The sequence below is a fragment of the Thermosediminibacter litoriperuensis genome, assembly GCF_008124715.1.
Lineage (GTDB): Bacteria > Bacillota > Thermosediminibacteria > Thermosediminibacterales > Thermosediminibacteraceae > Thermosediminibacter > Thermosediminibacter litoriperuensis.
In genome coordinates, this window is record NZ_VNHO01000016.1 from 35728 (window position 1) to 53082 (window position 17355).

Here is a 17355-nt window from a genome sequence, read left to right on the forward strand (position 1 = left end):
TAGTAAAAATCGGGGGTGAATAATTATGTCCAGGACGCCGCTTTTTGCAGGTAACTGGAAGATGCATAAAAACGTTGCAGAAACCCTGGAATTCCTGGAAGCCTTTCTCCCCATGGCGAAGAACGTTTCCGGGGAAATAGCTTTGTGCCCTCCCTTCACCAGCCTCTGGGCAGCGGCCGAAAGGCTGAAAGGTTCAGGCCTGAAAATCGGCGCCCAGAATATGCACTGGGAGGACAAAGGCGCCTTTACCGGGGAAATCTCCCCGGCGATGCTCAAGGAAATACCCTGCGATTACGTGATAATAGGCCATTCGGAGCGCCGCCAGCATTTTGCCGAGACCGATGAGACCGTCAACAGGAAGGTAAAGTCGGCGCTGAAATACGCCATCACCCCGATCATTTGCGTTGGCGAGAGCCTGGAGCAGAGGGAAAAGGGGCAGACGCTTTCCGTCGTTCTAAGCCAGGTAGAAAAGGCCCTGGAAGGGGTCGATATTCATGACGGGAACGAGCTGGTTTTTGCCTACGAACCCATCTGGGCTATAGGTACCGGAAAAGTGGCCATGCCTTCCGACGCTCAGGAGGTTATAGGAGCCCTCAGAAAGAAGCTTTCCGAACTTTACAGTGTTCAGGTGTCTAAGAACACCAGGATTTTATACGGCGGCAGCGTGAAGCCCGAAAATATAAGGGACCTCATGGCCGAGCCGGATATCGACGGCGCCCTTGTGGGCGGCGCCAGCCTCGATGCTGATACTTTTTACAGGATAGCCGCATACGATCAGAGTTAGGAGATGAAGGCAGTGTCAAAAAAACCGCTTTTGCTAATGGTTCTTGATGGCTGGGGGATCAACGGAAGGCTCGAAGGTAATGCCATACTGAGCGCCAGAACCCCCAATTTCGACCGTCTTATAAGGCATTATCCCAATACGGTTTTGGAATCCAGCGGGCTGGCCGTGGGACTTCCCGCGGGGCAGATGGGAAACTCCGAGGTCGGACATCTAAACCTGGGTGCGGGTCGCATTGTTTATCAAGAATTTACCCGCATCAGCGAAGACATAAAGAGCGGGAGATTTTTTGAAAACGAGGAGCTCGTCGAAGCCGTAAGGCGCGCCCGCGAGGGTGGGAAAGCCCTGCACCTCATGGGCCTTTTGTCCGACGGCGGAGTCCACAGCCACATAGATCACCTGATAGCTCTTTTAAAACTCAGCCGGAAAGAGGGGCTGGATAAGGTTTACGTACACGCCTTTCTCGACGGCAGGGATGTCCCGCCCGCCAATGCCGCAGTGTACATCGAAAGGCTCGAGAAAGAGATGGCCCAAATAGGCGTAGGGCGGATAGCCACCATCGCCGGGAGATATTACGCCATGGATAGGGACCGGCGCTGGGAGCGGACGGAAAAGGCCTACAACGCCATGGTTTTGGGGGAAGGCCTCCGGGCTGAAAGTGCCGTGGAAGCCCTGGAAGAAGCCTACAAAAGGGGTGAGACCGACGAGTTCGTCATCCCCACCGTGATAACAGACGCCGAAGGGAAACCCGCGGGTACCGTGGAAGCAGGGGATTCCATAATATTTTTCAACTTTAGGCCCGACAGGGCTAGGCAGCTGACGTACGCCTTCTGTGTAGAGGATTTCAAAGGATTCAGCCGCCGGAAGGGGTTCATTCCGGTCCATTACGTTTGCATGACCCAGTACGACGAGAAGGTGAAAGACGCAAGAATAGCTTATAAACCCCAGTCGTTGAAGAACATCTTTGCTGAGGTTATATCCAACGCCGGTTTAAAGCAGTTCCGCATAGCGGAAACCGAAAAGTACGCCCACGTTACGTTTTTCTTCAACGGCGGGGTGGAAAAACCTTTCCCCGGTGAGGACCGGCTGCTGATCCCATCGCCCAAAGTGCCCACCTACGATATGAAGCCGGAGATGAGCGCTTACGAAGTTACCGGCGAAGTGATAAAAAAGATAAACGAAGGTATATACGATGTAATAATAATGAACTACGCCAACCCGGACATGGTTGGGCATACAGGGGTTTTTGAGGCCGCCGTGAAAGCCATAGAAACCGTTGACGAATGTATCGGCCGGGTGGTGGAAGCCGTGCAGAAGAAGAACGGCATAGTAATTATAACCGGCGACCACGGCAATGCCGAGAAGATGGTGGATTACGAGACGGGGGAAGCTCATACGGCCCATACCAGCGACCCGGTGCCCTTTATCTTGATAAGTGACCGGAGTTACAGGCTCCGCCCGGGAATCCTGGCGGATGTGGCACCTACCATGCTGGAACTCCTCGGCATAGAAAAGCCCGCGGAGATGACGGGCCGGTCGCTGATAGAAGAAAGGCTTTAGAAAATTGCGAGGGGTGGTATAGATGTCAACTATTTTGAACGTTTTTGCTAGGGAGATACTGGATTCCAGAGGAAATCCCACCGTTGAAGTCGAGGTTATCCTGGAAGACGGAACGATGGGAAGGGCAGCCGTTCCTTCGGGAGCATCTACGGGGCAGTTTGAAGCCGTGGAGCTCAGGGACAACGACCCGAAGAGGTACAAGGGCAAGGGCGTTTTGAAAGCCGTTGAAAACGTAAACGAGGTAATAGGTCCCGAACTGGAGGGTATGAATGCGCTGGACCAGGTGGCCGTAGACAGGTTGTTAATCGATTTGGACGGAACTAAGAACAAAGGCAGGCTGGGTGCCAACGCCGTTCTCGGCGTTTCTCTCGCTGTAGCGAAGGCGGCCGCCAATTACCTGGGTATTCCCCTTTACCGCTACATCGGAGGGACCAACGCTAAAGTATTGCCCATACCGATGATGAACATACTGAACGGAGGCAAGCACGCCGACAACAACGTGGATCTGCAGGAGTTCATGATAATGCCGGTAGGGGCCGAAAATTTCGCCCACGCCCTGAGGATGGGAGCCGAGACCTTCCACAGCCTGAAGAAAGTGCTGGGCGATAAGGGCCTGAGCACCACCGTGGGTGATGAAGGCGGATTCGCTCCAAATTTGGCTTCCAACGAAGATGCCATAAAGTACATCCTTGAAGCCGTCGAGAAGGCGGGATACGTGCCGGGGAAAGACATCTACGTTGCCCTGGATGCCGCGGCCACCGAGTTGTACAAGGACGGCAGGTACCACCTGAGGGGAGAAGGCCTTGAACTGGACCCGGCGGCAATGGTCGAGTATTACGTGAAACTGGTGGAGAAATACCCGATAATATCTATCGAAGACGGTATGGCTGAGGAAGACTGGGATGGATGGAAGCTCCTCACCGGTGCTCTGGGTAAAAAGGTGCAGCTGGTGGGTGACGACCTTTTTGTTACCAACACCGAACGCCTGGCCAGAGGAATAGAACTGGGAGTCGCCAACTCCATCCTGATTAAACTCAATCAGATAGGCACCCTGACGGAGACTCTGGATGCTATAAAGATGGCCGAAAGGGCAGGGTATACGGCTGTCGTTTCTCACCGTTCCGGTGAAACCGAGGACACCACCATCGCTGACCTGGTGGTGGGCGTGAACGCCGGCATGATCAAGACCGGCGCACCTTCGCGCACCGACCGGGTTGCCAAGTACAACCAGCTCCTGCGCATAGAGGAAGACCTGGCTACTGCTGCCAGTTACCCGGGTATTAAAGCCTTCTACAATATAATGAAGAGATAGGACTAGAGCTCCCCGCACTCAGGGGAGCTCGTATTTACTGTTTTCGCCGTTGCATAAACGAGATTTTGTGAGGTAGAATAAATTTGAAGGGAGGTTAAAAAATATGGAAATAGACCTTGAAAAAATCGATATCCTCCGGGAGAGAACCGGCTGCACCTACCGCAGGGCTAAAGAAGCGTTGGAAGCCGCGGGAGGCGACGTGGTAAAAGCGCTCATTATCCTTGAAGAGGACGAAAAAGAGGGATTTAAACTGGGGGACCTTGGAACAAGAGGCAGCATGCTCCTAGAGAAAATAAAAGAACTTATACGGAAGGGTAACGTAACCCGCCTGCGCATAAAACATGGCGACCGCGTGCTCCTTGAAATCCCGGTTACCGTCGGAGCCATAGGAGCCATACTGGCGCCGTATCTTGCCGCCATAGGTGTAATAGCCGCCCTGGTAACCCGGTGCACGATACAGATCGAGAAGGAAAACGGCGAGAAAGAAGAGATAGTCTTCGATACCAGACCCTCCGATAAAGACTCCTAGTGTATTTCGAGGCCCTTCTCTTTTGGAGAAGAGCTTCATTTTTATTTTACCGCATTAGGGTGTGCGAATATTGAGTTTTTAGGCATATTGTGATAAAATAACATTCGTTAATTTATAAAGGGGGTGCATTGGATGCAGGGTCTTCGCATAGTGCTCACTGTGGTATACATTCTGGTGTGCATAGGACTCATAGCTGCGGTCCTTTTACAGTCGGGTAAGAGCGCCGGACTTTCAGGAACAATCGCCGGCGGTGCCGAGACTTTCTTTGGCAAGAAAAAGGGTATTGACGATAAACTGGCCAAATTAACTGAAGTTTTGGCTATTGCCTTCCTGGCATTGTCCATCTTAATGATGGTAGCCATAAAATAATCTACTTTTTGGAGGGAGACTGATGGAAAACTTAATAGTGTTAGCGCCTGTCTCGGGCTTACTCGCACTCCTGTTCGCATTTATGCTCGCCATGAGGGTTGTCAAGAGCCCTGCGGGTAACGAGCGCATGCGCGAAATATCCGACGCTATACACGAAGGCGCCATGGCTTTCCTCTTCAGGGAATATAAAACCCTGGCGATATTCGTCGTCGTAATGTTCCTGATCATAGGCACATTCATAAACTGGCAGACAGCCATTAGCTACATAACCGGGTCGGTGGCCTCGGTTCTGGCGGGATTTATCGGTATGAGCGTTGCCACCAGGGCCAACGTGAGGACCACCAACGCAGCCAGGGAAGGGCAGAACAAGGCCCTTTCAATAGCCTTTTCAGGCGGCGCCGTTATGGGAATGTCGGTGGTAGGCCTGGGGCTTCTAGGCCTCGGAATACTATACTTCCTGTTCGGCGACCCGTCGGATGTTAAAAGCTTTGACGTTATTAACGGGTTCGCCCTCGGAGCCAGCTCCATAGCCCTGTTTGCCAGGGTCGGCGGAGGTATATACACCAAAGCTGCCGACGTCGGTGCCGACCTGGTCGGCAAGGTGGAAGCCGGTATACCCGAAGACGACCCGAGGAATCCGGCGGTAATAGCCGACAACGTGGGCGACAACGTTGGTGACGTGGCCGGTATGGGGGCCGACCTTTTCGAATCCTACGTGGGTTCTATAGTGTCCGGTATGGCCATCGGCGCCGTGGCCGCCAGCACCGTAACCGGGCAACCCTACGGTATCAAGGGCATCATCTTTCCCTTGCTCGTGGCGGCGGCGGGAATTATCAGCTCCATTATCGGCACCCTGTTCGTGAGGACCGGTGAGGGGTCCGATCCCCAGAAAGCTCTCAGAAACGGGAGCTTTGCCAGCGGCATCCTCGTGATACTGGCCACCCTCTTCCTCAGCATATACTTCCTGCAGGAAATAAATGCTTTTTATGCGACGACTTCCGGTATCGTGGTGGGTATTATTATAGGAACGTTAACCGAGTACTACACGTCTTCCAGCTACAGACCCGTGAAAGAAATCGCAAAAGCGTCACAGACCGGCCCGGCCACCAACATCATAACGGGCCTGGCCGTGGGAATGAAAAGTACCGCTCTGCCGGTGCTGTTTATAGCCCTGGCGGTGATTATAGCCTATAAATTCGCCGGCCTTTACGGCATAGCTCTCGCGGCAATCGGTATGTTGTCTACTACGGGCATGACCGTGGCGGTGGATGCCTACGGGCCCATAGCCGACAACGCCGGTGGTATTGCCGAAATGGCCGAACTCGACCCGTCGGTCAGGAAGATCACCGACAAGCTGGATGCGGTCGGGAATACCACGGCGGCTATGGGCAAGGGGTTCGCCATCGGCTCCGCAGCGCTGACGGCACTGGCGCTGTTTTCGGCATACACTACAGCCGCTGGGTTGAAAGAGGGTATAAACCTCCTGCGGGCCGACGTTATAGTTGGTCTTTTCATCGGCGGCATGCTGCCTTACCTGTTCTCCGCGATGACCATGGAAGCCGTGGGTAAAGCGGCCTACCAGATGATCGAAGAGGTTCGCAGGCAGTTCAGGGAAATCCCGGGCATAATGGAAGAAAAAGCAAAACCCGATTACGCCAGGTGCGTCGACATCAGTACAAGGGCGGCCCTCAGGGAAATGATAATTCCCGGCCTTATGGCCGTTGCCGCACCCTTGGCCATCGGTCTGATTTTCGGCAGGGAAGCTCTCGGCGGGCTTCTGGCCGGCGCTCTGGTAACCGGCGTGATGATAGCGATTCAGATGGCCAACTCTGGCGGTGCCTGGGATAACGCCAAAAAGTATATCGAAGAGGGGAATTACGGCGGCAAGGGTACACCCACCCACGCGGCGGCCGTTGTGGGTGATACCGTGGGCGACCCCTTCAAAGACACTTCGGGCCCGTCCCTCAACATACTGATAAAGCTCATGACCATCGTAGCCCTGGTGTTCGCGCCGCTGTTCATGAAGTAATCCTGAAAAAGACTCCTGTGAGGATTTTCCTCACAGGAGTCTTTTTTAAAAGCCGACAGGTGATTTTGTAGTTTACCGTATTTTTTGTCCAGAAGGTTGCCAAGGTGATGATCCGGGGCTTCCGGGGAATGCTGGCTGACCTGCGATATATGCCATCATCCCACGATGGGATGCCACTCTATCTTTGAGGGAAGGATGTCACAGACACCAGAAAGGAGTAATCGAATGGAGAAGAAATTGATTTACCTGTATATTACCTTGGGTGGAGCTGCAGGAGCCCTATCACGGTATATGCTATCGGTATGGTTAAATGATAGGATTGGTACTGCATTTCCTATCGGGACCCTCGTTGTGAATATACTGGGTTCGTTTTTGCTGGGGATAATCTATTCGCTTTCAATGCAGTTCACTATACCGGTAGCGATAGTTCGATCTCTGGTAATGGTAGGGTTTTTAGGGGCTTTTACTACTTTTTCTACTTTTTCACTGGAAACGCTTCTTCTGATACACGAAGGTAGTTTTGCCCTGGCTTTCTTAAATGTGCTGACAAACCTCCTAGGAGGTTTTGGGGCGGTTTTTTTGGGAATTAGTGCGACGAATCTAATTAATACGATGAGAGGGTTGGTATAACATGAATATAACGGGGCCCGCCAGGCGTATTAGAATCTATATAGGCGAAAATGATCAGTATAATGGCATGCCTCTGTATCATGCTATAGTGCTTAAAGCCAGGGAATTGGGAATGGCCGGCGTTACGGTGGTAAGAGGCATAGAGGGATTCGGCGCCAACAGCCGTATTCATACAGCCCGTATTCTTGTGCTTTCCAGCGATCTTCCGATTGTAATCGATATAGTCGACAGGGCAGACAGGACAGAAAAACTCCTTCCATTTCTAAATGAAACCGTTAAAGAAGGACTAGTAACAATTGAGAATGTGGAAGTTATAAAATACGTGAAAAATGAAGAAATAGGGGGAAAAAAATCTTTACCCACTCCCCCACCAGAGTAACCTCAGTTGCTATATCATGCTGTTGCAATAAATGTAAAAAAAATATATAATATATATCGCATAAATAAAAAGGTGATGGAGCTCACCGAAACTGCCTTTCAGGCTAATAGCTCCTGCAATATCGCCGGATATTGTAGGAGCTTAATTTTTTCGGAGAGGTGAAAAAATGATGTCGGCATTTCGACCGCGCAAAAGAGCAGCTGATTAAATACTTAAACGAGATAAAAAAGATCGGAAAAGCTAAAGAATGGAAAAAACCTTTACGGAGTATTATAATTATCTTGAAGAAAAAATTATAGAAACCGCCGGCGATATAATGAAACTGGTAAGAGAGGCTGCTGAGCTGAAAAATTCAGGAGAAGGACGTATAAAGAGCAGGCTGGGAGAACTGGAGTCCCTTTTACAGAGGCTCAATAAAATCGAAGGTAGTATAAGACAATTGAAAGACCACCTGGAAGGGGTTGCGTAAAATGGATGCGGTTGAGTTTTCTCGAAAGATAGTTACTGTCGAGGATAATATCGGAAAAGCGGTTGTAGGTAAAGATCAGGTTGTCGAATTGGTGCTGACGGCGCTTCTGGCCGGCGGACATGTGCTGCTGGAGGATGTGCCGGGAGTGGGCAAAACTCTGATGGCCAAGGCTCTGGCTAGGTCATTGAACCTGGATTTCAGGAGGATTCAGTTTACGCCTGATCTTTTGCCGGCGGATGTGCTGGGCGTGAATATCTACAGTCAGAAGACCGGAGAGTTTGTGTTCAACCCCGGGCCAATAATGACCAATATCCTCCTCGCCGACGAAATAAACAGGGCCACCCCCAGGACCCAGTCCAGCCTTCTTGAAGCTATGGAGGAGAGGCAGTTCACCGTGGACGGGGTCACCAGGCGGCTCAAGGAACCCTTTTTGGTGCTCGCCACTCAAAACCCCGTGGAAATGGAAGGCACCTTTCCCCTGCCCGAAGCCCAGCTGGACAGGTTTTTGATGAGGGTAAAACTAGGTTATCCGCACCTGGAGGAAGAAAGGTCCATACTTCATCGTTTCGGGACGGGAAGTCCCCTGGAAGAGATAAAACCCGTTTTAAATGCCGAAGAAATACTCGCAATGAGGGAGCAGGTTAAGAGCGTCAACGTAGATGAAAGCGTAGAAAACTATATGCTTACTGTTATTAGGGAGACGAGAAACCATCCGGCGGTAAAACTGGGAGCCAGTCCCCGAGCTTCACTGCTGCTTTATAAATGTGCAAAGGCCTTTGCGGCCGTCAAAGGCAGAGATTACGTGATACCGGATGACATCAAACACCTGGCGGGTCCCGTGCTGAGCCACAGATTGATCCTCAATTATGAGAGCCAGCTAAAGAGTTACAGGCCCGAGGACGTGATAACCGACATCCTGGAAAAAACACCGGTTCCCGTTGAATAAACACCGGGGATGAAAAAATCATGCAGGTATTAGTGCTTGTTGCAGCGGTGACCGCCGCTCTCGGGATATCGTATTTTTGGAGCGCATTTAGTGTTAAAGGGCTGGAATTCAATCACCGGTTTGAGAAAGAGCGGGTGTTTTTCGGTGATACGGTAAATTACATACAGGAATTAACAAATGTCAAAATCCTTCCGCTTCCCTGGATAAGGGTAGATACCGAGGTGCCTGCGGCAATAGAATTTTTGAAAGGAAATTTAGCCCCCCACCACAGGGCTGATAAGAAAATCTTGAGCGGGCTGTATTCACTATTATGGTACCAGAAAGTGCGGAGAAAATATCCGGTTTATTGCCGTAACCGCGGAATTTTCGCCTTGGGACCCGGGATTTTAAGTACGGGAGACGTGTTTGGTTTCTTCAATAAAGAAAAATCCCTGGGTTCCACTGCCAGGCTGATAGTATATCCCCGGATAGTCGACGTTGCAGTGGTAGAAGGCAGGCCGGACATCACCCTTTCGGGTGTCAGCGGCCGCAAAACGCTTTTAACAGATCCTTTTTACTTTACCGGCACAAGAGACTATGTGCCGGGAGATCCGCCGAAAGATGTGGAATGGAAGTCCACGGCTAAACTTGAAAGGCTCAGGGTGAAAGTTTACGACTCCAGCTTCACAAAGAAGATTTGCATACTGCTAGATGTGAACACCTTTGAAATCGCCTGGGAAGGAATCGATCCCGAACTGTCGGAATTCCTGGTAATGCTGGCGGCGTCAATTTCCAAGAGAGCCCTGGATCAGGGCTGCCAGGTGATGCTTGCCAGCAACGGAAGGATGATTTCCCCCGATAAGGATACCGATTTAATAACGTTAATACCTTACGGTTCGGGTTCGATGCACCTGAGGACGATCCTGGAGTGTCTTGCCCGCCTTTCAAATTACAGCATATTCAAAATGGAAGAAATGATGCCCGGAACCCTGGGAATGTTAAAAAAAGGCAGCAAGGTAATATACATAACCGGCAGCTGGGGCAAGAACGGTGAAAAGGTCGTTAAATTGCTGCAAAAAATGGGGATGGATGTGGCCCTGGTTCTGGCAGGAAGAAAGAACGCAGAGCTAAAAGGGCCCGAAGGTGTCCTCACGTATCATGCGTTCGGGGAGGAAGTATGGCGTGAAATTTCCCTCATCCGATTGGTATAGGGTATTGAAAATAATACTTTTTTACGGTGTCAACTGTTTATTCGCCCTCATTGTGCTGTCGGTATTTAGGCAGTACGCTCCTGAAGGCGTGCTTTTGCCGGCCTATGAAGTCTTATTATGGCTTTTAGCAGGGCTTCTTTTTAATACCGCTTATTACAGGTTCGAGAGTCTCAAAAAACCGCTTTTCATATCGGTGCTGGTCTTAATAACGGTCTTAAAAATCGGCTCCGGTTATTACGAACTGGTTGTCGCTTTTTTTTGCTTCATCCTCGGAGCGGGGCAGGGCAGCTGGGTGCCGCGCCATTACGAGCTGATGGCAGGGATCAGGCAGTATACACTTTTAATTCTTTTGTGCCTCCTTTTTTATAAAGACCAAGGAAAAACCGGTGAACTGCTTTTGCTGCTTACCAGTTATATTTTAATTTCGCTCATAGCGCTCTCCACCTATAATATGGAGACCCTTTCTTCCCGGATCTCTAAGAAAAGATGGCTGCTAACGACACTTATTATTTCCTTATCGGCGGTGCTTATTAGTCTGCTTTTTGTGGAATTTGTAGACCCGGCCTATGTTTCAGCTTTCTTTAGCCTCTTAAAGGGCATTTATTTCGCTCTGATAGATATTGTGTTGAAGATACTAACTCCCTTGATGGCCCCGATTGTTAGCACCCTGAGTTTTATTATTTCAGCCCTCTTAAAACGCTCGCGGATCAGGGGGTTTCAAGCCGGATCAGGAGAAGCGGGTGAACGAGGTGCTCCGTATGAATATGAAGAATACGTCATGCCGGAAGGTCTGGAAATTATTTTAAAAATAGCCGGTTTTATACTCGTCATACTAGTATTTGCAACACTTATCCTGATAGTGCTTAAAAAGTACACCCCTTCTGATAAAAAAGACTTTGCGGAAGACGAAAGAGAACCGGTATTCAAACCCGGATCTATTAAAAACAGTCTTTTGCAGCTGATTTTAAAGGCTGGCAGGGTATTGAATTCTTATACGAGAATTGCCTACGGGGATTCACTCACTGGAAAAATAAGGAGAATTTATGTGCAGATCCTCAAAGAAGCAGCGAAAAGGGGATATTATAGAAATTCCTCCGAGACGCCCCTCGAATACATGCCCCGGCTAAAAAAGGCGTTTGAAGATGCCGGGGGTTTTGTAGAGAGAATTACGCTGCTTTACCAAAGGGCCAGGTACTTTCCCGGTTCCGTATCCCCTTCTGATGTGGAAGAAATGAAAAAATTAGTTAAGTCCCTGCTTTCTAAATAAATCCAATAAAATAAACAATGCGTTAGGAGGTTTCCTGTATGAAGATTTACGACCTGCCCACCCCGGTATTCCTGGTAGACCTGGATATCCTGGAGAGGAACATCAGGGAAGCGGCAGAACTCGCCCGCGATTACGGCAAACGCCTCTGGCCCATGGTCAAGACCCATAAGAGCACCGAAATAGCCGAGATGCAGAAGGCCGCCGGTGCCGAAGGTTTCCTGGTGGGGACTCTGCTGGAAGCGGAAAGGCTCGTAGAAAAAGGTTTTACCGATATCATGCTGGCATACCCGGTGGCGGGAAGGGAGAACCTGAAGAGGGTTGTCCGGTTAGCCCAAAAGGCGCGCATCATTCTGAGCATAGATTGTGTGGAAGTTGCGAGGGAGATTACTTCCGCCCTTGAGGAGAACGGTATCCAGCTTGAATACCTCATGATAATAGACAGCGGTCTTCGGAGGTTTGGAGTCCTGCCGGAAGATGCGGTCGGGCTTGCGCGGGATTTGGCCGCCTTCCAAGCCCTGAAGCTGGCCGGCATTGCAACCCACCCCGGCCATGTTTACGGCGCTAGCGAGTCCGAAGAAGTGGATGAAATAGCGCGCCAGGAAGCAGGTGCCCTGAAAACTGCCGCCGGTATTCTCGAAAAGGAAGGCTTTAAGGTCGAGATCGTTGCTGCAGGTAGCACACCTACTTTCCGCCATGCCGTGAAGGACGAGAGGATAAACGTGCTCAGGCCCGGAAACTACGTGTTTTACGACTGCATCCAGGCAGCCCTGGGAGTAGCTCCCCTTGAAAAGTGTTCTTTCACCGTAATGGGCACTGTAATCTCCAAGCCGAGACCAAAAAACCTGATCATCGATGTGGGCAGCAAGTGCCTAGGCCTTGACCGGGGAGCCCACGGCATTTCGCTGGTGAAGGGTTTCGGTGCTGTTGCAGGTCATCCCGAACTGACTTTAGTCAGCCTGTCGGAGGAAGTGGCCAAGGTGGAGGTCGAAGGGGAAACGTCGTTGAGGGTAGGGGACCGGGTGCGGATAATCCCCAATCACGCATGCGCCGCCTGCAACATGACCAGCTACCTGGTGGGCTGCAGGGGTGAAGAAGTGGAGAAAATAATTGAAGTGGATATGAGGAACGGCACGTGGAAACCTGAAGTTTTTATTTAATTAAAATACTTTTTTATCCTGCGCTGCAGGGCAAACCGGCTTATACCCAGAAGCTCTGCGGCTTTTGTTATATTCCACTGGGTCCTTTCAAGGGCGTCTTTTATATGCCGGCAGTTAAGGGAATCATAGATCCTGAAACGTACCAGGCCGTCTGAAAGTTCGTGAGGTCTTGAGAAAAAGATGTTTTGAATACTGTATACATATTCAAAACGGTACAACCAAAAGAAGGGTTCCGTAATCTTTTAGCGAATTATTAAATAAATATATTAGTGCAATTATTCACAAGAAAAGAGGGCTGTTATGGGGGTCGTACCCGAACATGAGATTATCGTAACAGGCTATGCGAGGCTCCCCGATGAAACCACCGCGCAGAAGCTGTATACCGTGGTAGGAGTTACCCTATTGATCGATGCCGGGACTTCGATCATAAAGGATGCGGATATTACCCTGGCGACAACGGTGGCCAAGGACTTTTTCAGAAGGGTGGTGGTTGGGGGAAATATGGAAAAATTCGAGAGCATATTGAGAGTATTTGAAAACCAGTACTGGGGAACAGCTAAAAAATCAATTATTACAGCCCTAAAAATATGTTATTTGAAGTATAAGGAATATCTAAAAAGCGAAAATCGTAAAAATTAATATGGGTTAGGCCATTTATCTGCGGCGGTGAAAAGACCTTTCACTGGAAAAGCAGGTAATGTGCGGCCGTAGGTGGCGTTTTGTGCCACTGCGGCCGCATTTTTGTTTTACTTTTACATGAATATATTTCACGGGGTGATAAAGATGAAAGCATCTAGTGAAAGGCTTCGTTTGAGAAGCCTCGAGGCCAAAATCATGACGGCCGAAGAGGCTGCATCCCTCATCAAAGACGGTATGATCGTCGGTACGAGCGGCTTTACGCCGTCCGGGTACCCCAAGGAGGTCCCGATGGCCTTGGCGAAACGGGCCGAGAAGGAAAATATCAGGATAACTCTATATACCGGCGCCTCGGTAGGTGATGAACTGGACGGAATTCTTGCCAGGGCCGGCGCCATAGCCAAGAGAATGCCTTACCAGACCAATGACAGTATCAGAAAAGGCATCAATTCGGGCGAGATTGAGTTTGTGGACCTTCACCTGAGCCATATGGCTCAAATGATCAGGTGCGCTTTTCTGGGTAAGCTCGATGTGGCCGTAATCGAGGCCGTGGCCATTAGGGAAGACGGCGGCATAGTACCGGCCACCTCGGTGGGCAACAGCCCCGTTTTCGTAGAGATGGCCGAAAAGGTAATAGTTGAGCTGAATGAGAGCCAACCCCTGGAACTGGAGGGAATGCACGATATATATACGCCGGAAAATCCTCCACACCGCAAACCGATACCCATTACCAGGACTGATGATAGGATAGGCACCACTTATATACCCTGCAATCCTGAAAAGATTGCTGCGATAGTCCTGACCAACAGGAAGGACAGTGTCAGACCCCTTGCTCCTGTTAACGAGTGTTCGCGAAAAATTTCCCAGCACCTTATCGAATTCCTGGACCATGAAGTTAAACGGGGCAGGCTTCCCAAAAAGCTGCTGCCGCTGCAATCGGGCGTAGGCAATATAGCCAACGCGGTGCTGAAAGGCCTTGTAGACTCGCCCTTTGAAGGACTTGAGTTTTATTCGGAGGTCATCCAGGATGCAGTGTTCGACCTGCTGGACAGCGGCAAGATGACCATAGCGTCTGGCACCTCGGTGACTCCTTCGGAAGAAGGGCTTGAGCGATTCTATAAAAATATAAATTTCTACAGGGACAGGATCATACTAAGACCTCAGGAGATAAGCAACAATCCCGAGGTCATCCGCCGCCTGGGAATCATAGCCATGAACACCGCCGTAGAGGTGGACATATACGGACATGTAAATTCCACCCATATAATGGGTACCAGCATGATAAACGGCATAGGAGGTTCTGGAGACTTCGCTAGAAACGCCTATATGTCCATTTTCGCTACCCCGTCCACCGCCAAAAACGGTGCAATTTCCTGTATAGTTCCCAAGGTATCCCACGTGGATCACACCGAGCACGACGTAATGGTGGTGGTTACCGAACAGGGCCTGGCGGACCTCAGAGGACTGAGTCCCAGGGAAAGGGCCAGGGAAATCATACAAAAATGTGCTCATCCTGACTACAGGGATGCCCTCATGGAATATTACAAAAAAGCGATGGATATGACGGGTTCCGCCCATACACCGCATATACTCGAGGAAGCATTCTCCTGGCACATAAACTTTCTGCGGAAGGGGAGGATGATATAAAAGACCTTTATACCACCAAAAATTTTCAGGGAGGGATAAAATTGGATGCATTTATCAGGAGCGTAATGGGGAACAAATTCTTCATCCTGTTCGTGGCTACCGCTCTCGGCCTGATGATTGGAAGAGTAAAGATCAAAGGTATTAGCCTGGAGACCTCAGGCGCCCTTTTCGTGGGCCTTGTCTTTGGGGCTTTAGGCTACAAGATCGATAATGTGCTCTTCACCTTCAGTCTGGTGCTGTTCGTTTCGGCCGTGGGACTGCTGGCAGCCAAGGACATAGGAAAGGTCATAAAACTTTACGGACTGAAATTCGTAATGCTGGGGATAATAATCACCTTTTCCGGAGCCTTCGCCACTTACATCCTCACTTTGCTTCACCAGGGAAGTCTGGACCCCTACCTCGTATCGGGAACCTACACCGGAGCCCTCACCAGTTCGCCGGGCCTTGCCGCGGCGCTGGAGGCCACAAAGAACAACCCGAATATAACCATAGGGCACGCCGTGGCATACCCCTTCGGCGTACTGCTGGTGATACTCTTCGTGCATCTGGCCCCGATCATTTTCAGAATAGACGTTAAGAAAGAACTTGAAAAATACAGGATGGAAATGAAGCAGGGGGAAACCACCGAGAAGGCCAAAGGTGCGCCGGCTAATGAGAAGTTCAACCTGCTGAGCTACACCATAGTCCTTGCCCTGGGTATCATCATAGGCAACATTCCGATAAAAATACCAGGCATAGCGACACCTATAAAACTGGAAACCACCGGTGGAGTTCTGATCTCCGCGCTACTTTTGGGCTATTTAGGAAAGATAGGGCCGTTGAGCACCCGCATGTCCAAAGAAGTGCTGGCCACTTTTAGAGAACTGGGCCTGGCCTTCTTCCTTGCTATCGTTGGTATCGAGAGCGGCGCCGGCGTTGTGGAAGTGGTGAAGCAGTCCGGCGTCAGCCTGATGATAATCGGGTTTTTAGCGGGGGTTTTCGCCGAACTGGTCGGATTCCTGATTGGCAGGTATGTTTGGAAGATAAACTGGATACTCCTGGTCGGTGCCATATGCGGTGGTATGACCAGCACGCCGGGTCTCGGAGCGGCCATCGACGCCACCGGTACCGACGAGGTTGCCACCGGTTACGGCGCGACCTATCCGATGGCACTTCTCTTCATGGTAATATGGACCATACTGCTCCATACGATACTCGGGTGATTTAGTCAAAATTCCCCGCTGGACCGTTACAGCCCGCGCCGTCAATTTCAGCGGTTGATTTATACCGTTTACCCCGGGGCTTTTCAGGTTTTCCCGGCATCCTGATTGCAACACTGAAGACTTCCGGCTGTATTGCTATGACCCACTTCGCCCGCTCCGGACAAATTTGCCGTCGGTCGTTTCGGGGTGCCGGGCATTTTTCTAAATCTCATTTTTCTAAAAAATCTTATAAAATGGAGGTATCGGTAAGGTGTTTGACAAGGAATCCCTCAAAAAACTGGAACAGGAAAAGACGAGATGGGAAAGCACAACAGTAGAAAAAGTCATAAAAAAGACCCCTGAGAGGTATGAAAAATTCTACACAGGCTCCAATATTGAAGTGGACCGCGTATATACACCATTAGATGTACAGGAAATCGACTACATGAAAGACCTGGGCTTTCCCGGTGAATACCCCTTTACCAGGGGAATTCAGCCCACAATGTACAGGGGCCGCTTCTGGACCATGAGGCAGTATGCGGGCTTCGGCACCGCGGAAGAATCCAACGAAAGATACAAGTTTTTGCTGTCCCAGGGACAGACGGGCCTGAGCGTAGCTTTCGACCTGCCCACCCAGATTGGCTACGACTCCGACCACCCCATGGCTCAGGGTGAAGTTGGCAAAGTCGGGGTAGCCATCGACTCGCTGAAAGACATGGAAATACTGTTTGACGGCATACCCCTGGACCAGGTCAGCACATCCATGACCATAAACGCTCCTGCTGCGATACTTCTTGCCATGTATATAGCCGTAGCGGAAAAACAGGGAGTGAGCGCTGACAAACTATCGGGGACCATCCAGAACGACATACTGAAAGAATACGTAGCCAGGGGCACCTACATATTCCCGCCGGAGCCCTCTATGAGGCTCATAACCGACATTTTTGAATTCTGCTCCAAGAACGTGCCCAAATGGAACACCATAAGCATAAGCGGCTACCACATAAGAGAAGCGGGAGCCACAGCGGTACAGGAAGTGGCCTTCACACTGGCCAACGGCATAGCCTACGTAGAAGCCGCCATAAAAGCCGGCCTTGACGTAGACAACTTTGCCCCGAGACTTTCCTTCTTCTTCAACGCCCACAACGACCTGCTGGAAGAAGTGGCCAAATTCAGGGCTGCGAGGAGACTGTGGGCACGGATAATGAAAGAACGCTTCAAAGCCAAAGACCCGAGGTCCATGATGCTGCGCTTCCACACCCAGACCGGGGGG

General features: G+C 50.5%; 18 protein-coding genes and 1 riboswitch. Of the genes, 17 read left to right on the forward strand and 1 reads right to left on the reverse strand.

The genetic code is table 11. The features are described 5' to 3' along the window. The first annotated feature begins 25 nt into the window (after positions 1-25). The 13 genes from tpiA (at position 26) to LZ11_RS07965 (ending at position 12618) form a co-directional block, all read left to right on the forward strand. Positions 26-784: a triose-phosphate isomerase gene (tpiA, locus tag LZ11_RS07905; protein WP_148867363.1), complete on the forward strand. Its 759-nt coding sequence runs from the start codon at positions 26-28 to the stop codon at positions 782-784. Between the two features lie 12 nt (positions 785-796). Beyond that, a complete protein-coding gene (gene gpmI, locus LZ11_RS07910) occupies positions 797-2341 on the forward strand; it encodes a 2,3-bisphosphoglycerate-independent phosphoglycerate mutase (RefSeq protein ID WP_148867364.1) in 1545 nt (514 codons plus the stop codon). A gap of 22 nt (positions 2342-2363) precedes the next feature. Next, positions 2364-3653, forward strand: a complete 1290-nt coding sequence (gene eno, locus LZ11_RS07915; protein WP_148867365.1) for a phosphopyruvate hydratase — start codon at positions 2364-2366, stop codon at positions 3651-3653. Positions 3654-3756: 103 nt separating this feature from the next. Then, on the forward strand, positions 3757-4182 hold the full coding sequence (locus LZ11_RS07920; RefSeq protein ID WP_148867366.1) for a DUF4342 domain-containing protein: 426 nt from the start codon (positions 3757-3759) through the stop codon (positions 4180-4182). Between the two features lie 132 nt (positions 4183-4314). Then, complete coding sequence (secG, locus tag LZ11_RS07925; protein ID WP_148867367.1) at positions 4315-4551, forward strand: preprotein translocase subunit SecG; 237 nt, start codon at positions 4315-4317, stop codon at positions 4549-4551. Between the two features lie 22 nt (positions 4552-4573). Further along, positions 4574-6580: a sodium-translocating pyrophosphatase gene (locus LZ11_RS07930; protein WP_148867368.1), complete on the forward strand. Its 2007-nt coding sequence runs from the start codon at positions 4574-4576 to the stop codon at positions 6578-6580. Positions 6581-6805: 225 nt separating this feature from the next. After that, positions 6806-7210, forward strand: coding sequence for a fluoride efflux transporter CrcB (gene crcB / locus LZ11_RS07935; RefSeq protein WP_148867369.1), 405 nt, complete (start codon positions 6806-6808; stop codon positions 7208-7210). A 1-nt stretch (position 7211) separates the two neighbouring features. Then, positions 7212-7589 carry a DUF190 domain-containing protein gene (locus tag LZ11_RS07940; RefSeq protein ID WP_148867370.1) on the forward strand — a complete coding sequence of 126 codons (378 nt, stop codon included), beginning with the start codon at positions 7212-7214 and terminating at the stop codon, positions 7587-7589. A 62-nt stretch (positions 7590-7651) separates the two neighbouring features. Then, a riboswitch (Fluoride riboswitch) is annotated at positions 7652-7712 on the forward strand. Between the two features lie 124 nt (positions 7713-7836). Further along, positions 7837-8058 carry a hypothetical protein gene (locus LZ11_RS07945; RefSeq protein ID WP_148867371.1) on the forward strand — a complete coding sequence of 74 codons (222 nt, stop codon included), beginning with the start codon at positions 7837-7839 and terminating at the stop codon, positions 8056-8058. A 1-nt stretch (position 8059) separates the two neighbouring features. Then, positions 8060-9004 carry an AAA family ATPase gene (locus LZ11_RS07950; RefSeq protein WP_148867372.1) on the forward strand — a complete coding sequence of 315 codons (945 nt, stop codon included), beginning with the start codon at positions 8060-8062 and terminating at the stop codon, positions 9002-9004. Between the two features lie 20 nt (positions 9005-9024). Beyond that, positions 9025-10194, forward strand: coding sequence for a DUF58 domain-containing protein (locus LZ11_RS07955; RefSeq protein ID WP_148867373.1), 1170 nt, complete (start codon positions 9025-9027; stop codon positions 10192-10194). Then, complete coding sequence (locus LZ11_RS07960; protein ID WP_170240333.1) at positions 10166-11461, forward strand: DUF4129 domain-containing protein; 1296 nt, start codon at positions 10166-10168, stop codon at positions 11459-11461. The genes LZ11_RS07955 and LZ11_RS07960 overlap by 29 nt, the downstream gene beginning before the upstream one ends. Positions 11462-11499: 38 nt before the next feature. After that, positions 11500-12618, forward strand: coding sequence for an alanine racemase (locus LZ11_RS07965; RefSeq protein WP_148867375.1), 1119 nt, complete (start codon positions 11500-11502; stop codon positions 12616-12618). Here the strand turns inward: LZ11_RS07965 and LZ11_RS07970 are convergent. After that, positions 12615-12836 (reverse strand): helix-turn-helix domain-containing protein, encoded by a 222-nt coding sequence (locus LZ11_RS07970; RefSeq protein WP_222927223.1) that lies wholly within the window; start codon positions 12834-12836, stop codon positions 12615-12617. The two genes, LZ11_RS07965 and LZ11_RS07970, sit on opposite strands and share 4 nt — an antisense overlap. A gap of 82 nt (positions 12837-12918) precedes the next feature. On the opposite strand from LZ11_RS07970, the gene LZ11_RS07975 reads away from it, so the two are divergent. From LZ11_RS07975 to LZ11_RS07990, 4 genes are all read left to right on the forward strand, one after another. Beyond that, positions 12919-13257 (forward strand): DUF3870 domain-containing protein, encoded by a 339-nt coding sequence (locus tag LZ11_RS07975; protein WP_148867377.1) that lies wholly within the window; start codon positions 12919-12921, stop codon positions 13255-13257. 144 nt (positions 13258-13401) lie between these two features. After that, positions 13402-14901, forward strand: a complete 1500-nt coding sequence (gene scpC / locus LZ11_RS07980; protein WP_148867378.1) for a succinyl-CoA:acetate CoA-transferase ScpC — start codon at positions 13402-13404, stop codon at positions 14899-14901. 41 nt (positions 14902-14942) lie between these two features. Beyond that, complete coding sequence (locus LZ11_RS07985) at positions 14943-16103, forward strand: aspartate-alanine antiporter-like transporter (protein ID WP_246110758.1); 1161 nt, start codon at positions 14943-14945, stop codon at positions 16101-16103. Between the two features lie 250 nt (positions 16104-16353). Beyond that, positions 16354-17355 (forward strand): acyl-CoA mutase large subunit family protein (locus LZ11_RS07990; RefSeq protein ID WP_246110759.1); only part of this gene is annotated, 1002 nt, incomplete at its 3' end.

Coding starts and splice junctions, on each gene's coding strand:
- tpiA (WP_148867363.1), top strand. CDS start 26: ATGTCCAGGACGCCGCTTTTTGCAGGTAACTGGAAGATGCATAAAAAC.
- eno (WP_148867365.1), top strand. CDS start 2,364: ATGTCAACTATTTTGAACGTTTTTGCTAGGGAGATACTGGATTCCAGA.
- LZ11_RS07920 (WP_148867366.1), top strand. CDS start 3,757: ATGGAAATAGACCTTGAAAAAATCGATATCCTCCGGGAGAGAACCGGC.
- secG (WP_148867367.1), top strand. CDS start 4,315: ATGCAGGGTCTTCGCATAGTGCTCACTGTGGTATACATTCTGGTGTGC.
- LZ11_RS07930 (WP_148867368.1), top strand. CDS start 4,574: ATGGAAAACTTAATAGTGTTAGCGCCTGTCTCGGGCTTACTCGCACTC.
- crcB (WP_148867369.1), top strand. CDS start 6,806: ATGGAGAAGAAATTGATTTACCTGTATATTACCTTGGGTGGAGCTGCA.
- LZ11_RS07940 (WP_148867370.1), top strand. CDS start 7,212: ATGAATATAACGGGGCCCGCCAGGCGTATTAGAATCTATATAGGCGAA.
- LZ11_RS07945 (WP_148867371.1), top strand. CDS start 7,837: ATGGAAAAAACCTTTACGGAGTATTATAATTATCTTGAAGAAAAAATT.
- LZ11_RS07950 (WP_148867372.1), top strand. CDS start 8,060: ATGGATGCGGTTGAGTTTTCTCGAAAGATAGTTACTGTCGAGGATAAT.
- LZ11_RS07955 (WP_148867373.1), top strand. CDS start 9,025: ATGCAGGTATTAGTGCTTGTTGCAGCGGTGACCGCCGCTCTCGGGATA.
- LZ11_RS07965 (WP_148867375.1), top strand. CDS start 11,500: ATGAAGATTTACGACCTGCCCACCCCGGTATTCCTGGTAGACCTGGAT.
- LZ11_RS07975 (WP_148867377.1), top strand. CDS start 12,919: ATGGGGGTCGTACCCGAACATGAGATTATCGTAACAGGCTATGCGAGG.
- scpC (WP_148867378.1), top strand. CDS start 13,402: ATGAAAGCATCTAGTGAAAGGCTTCGTTTGAGAAGCCTCGAGGCCAAA.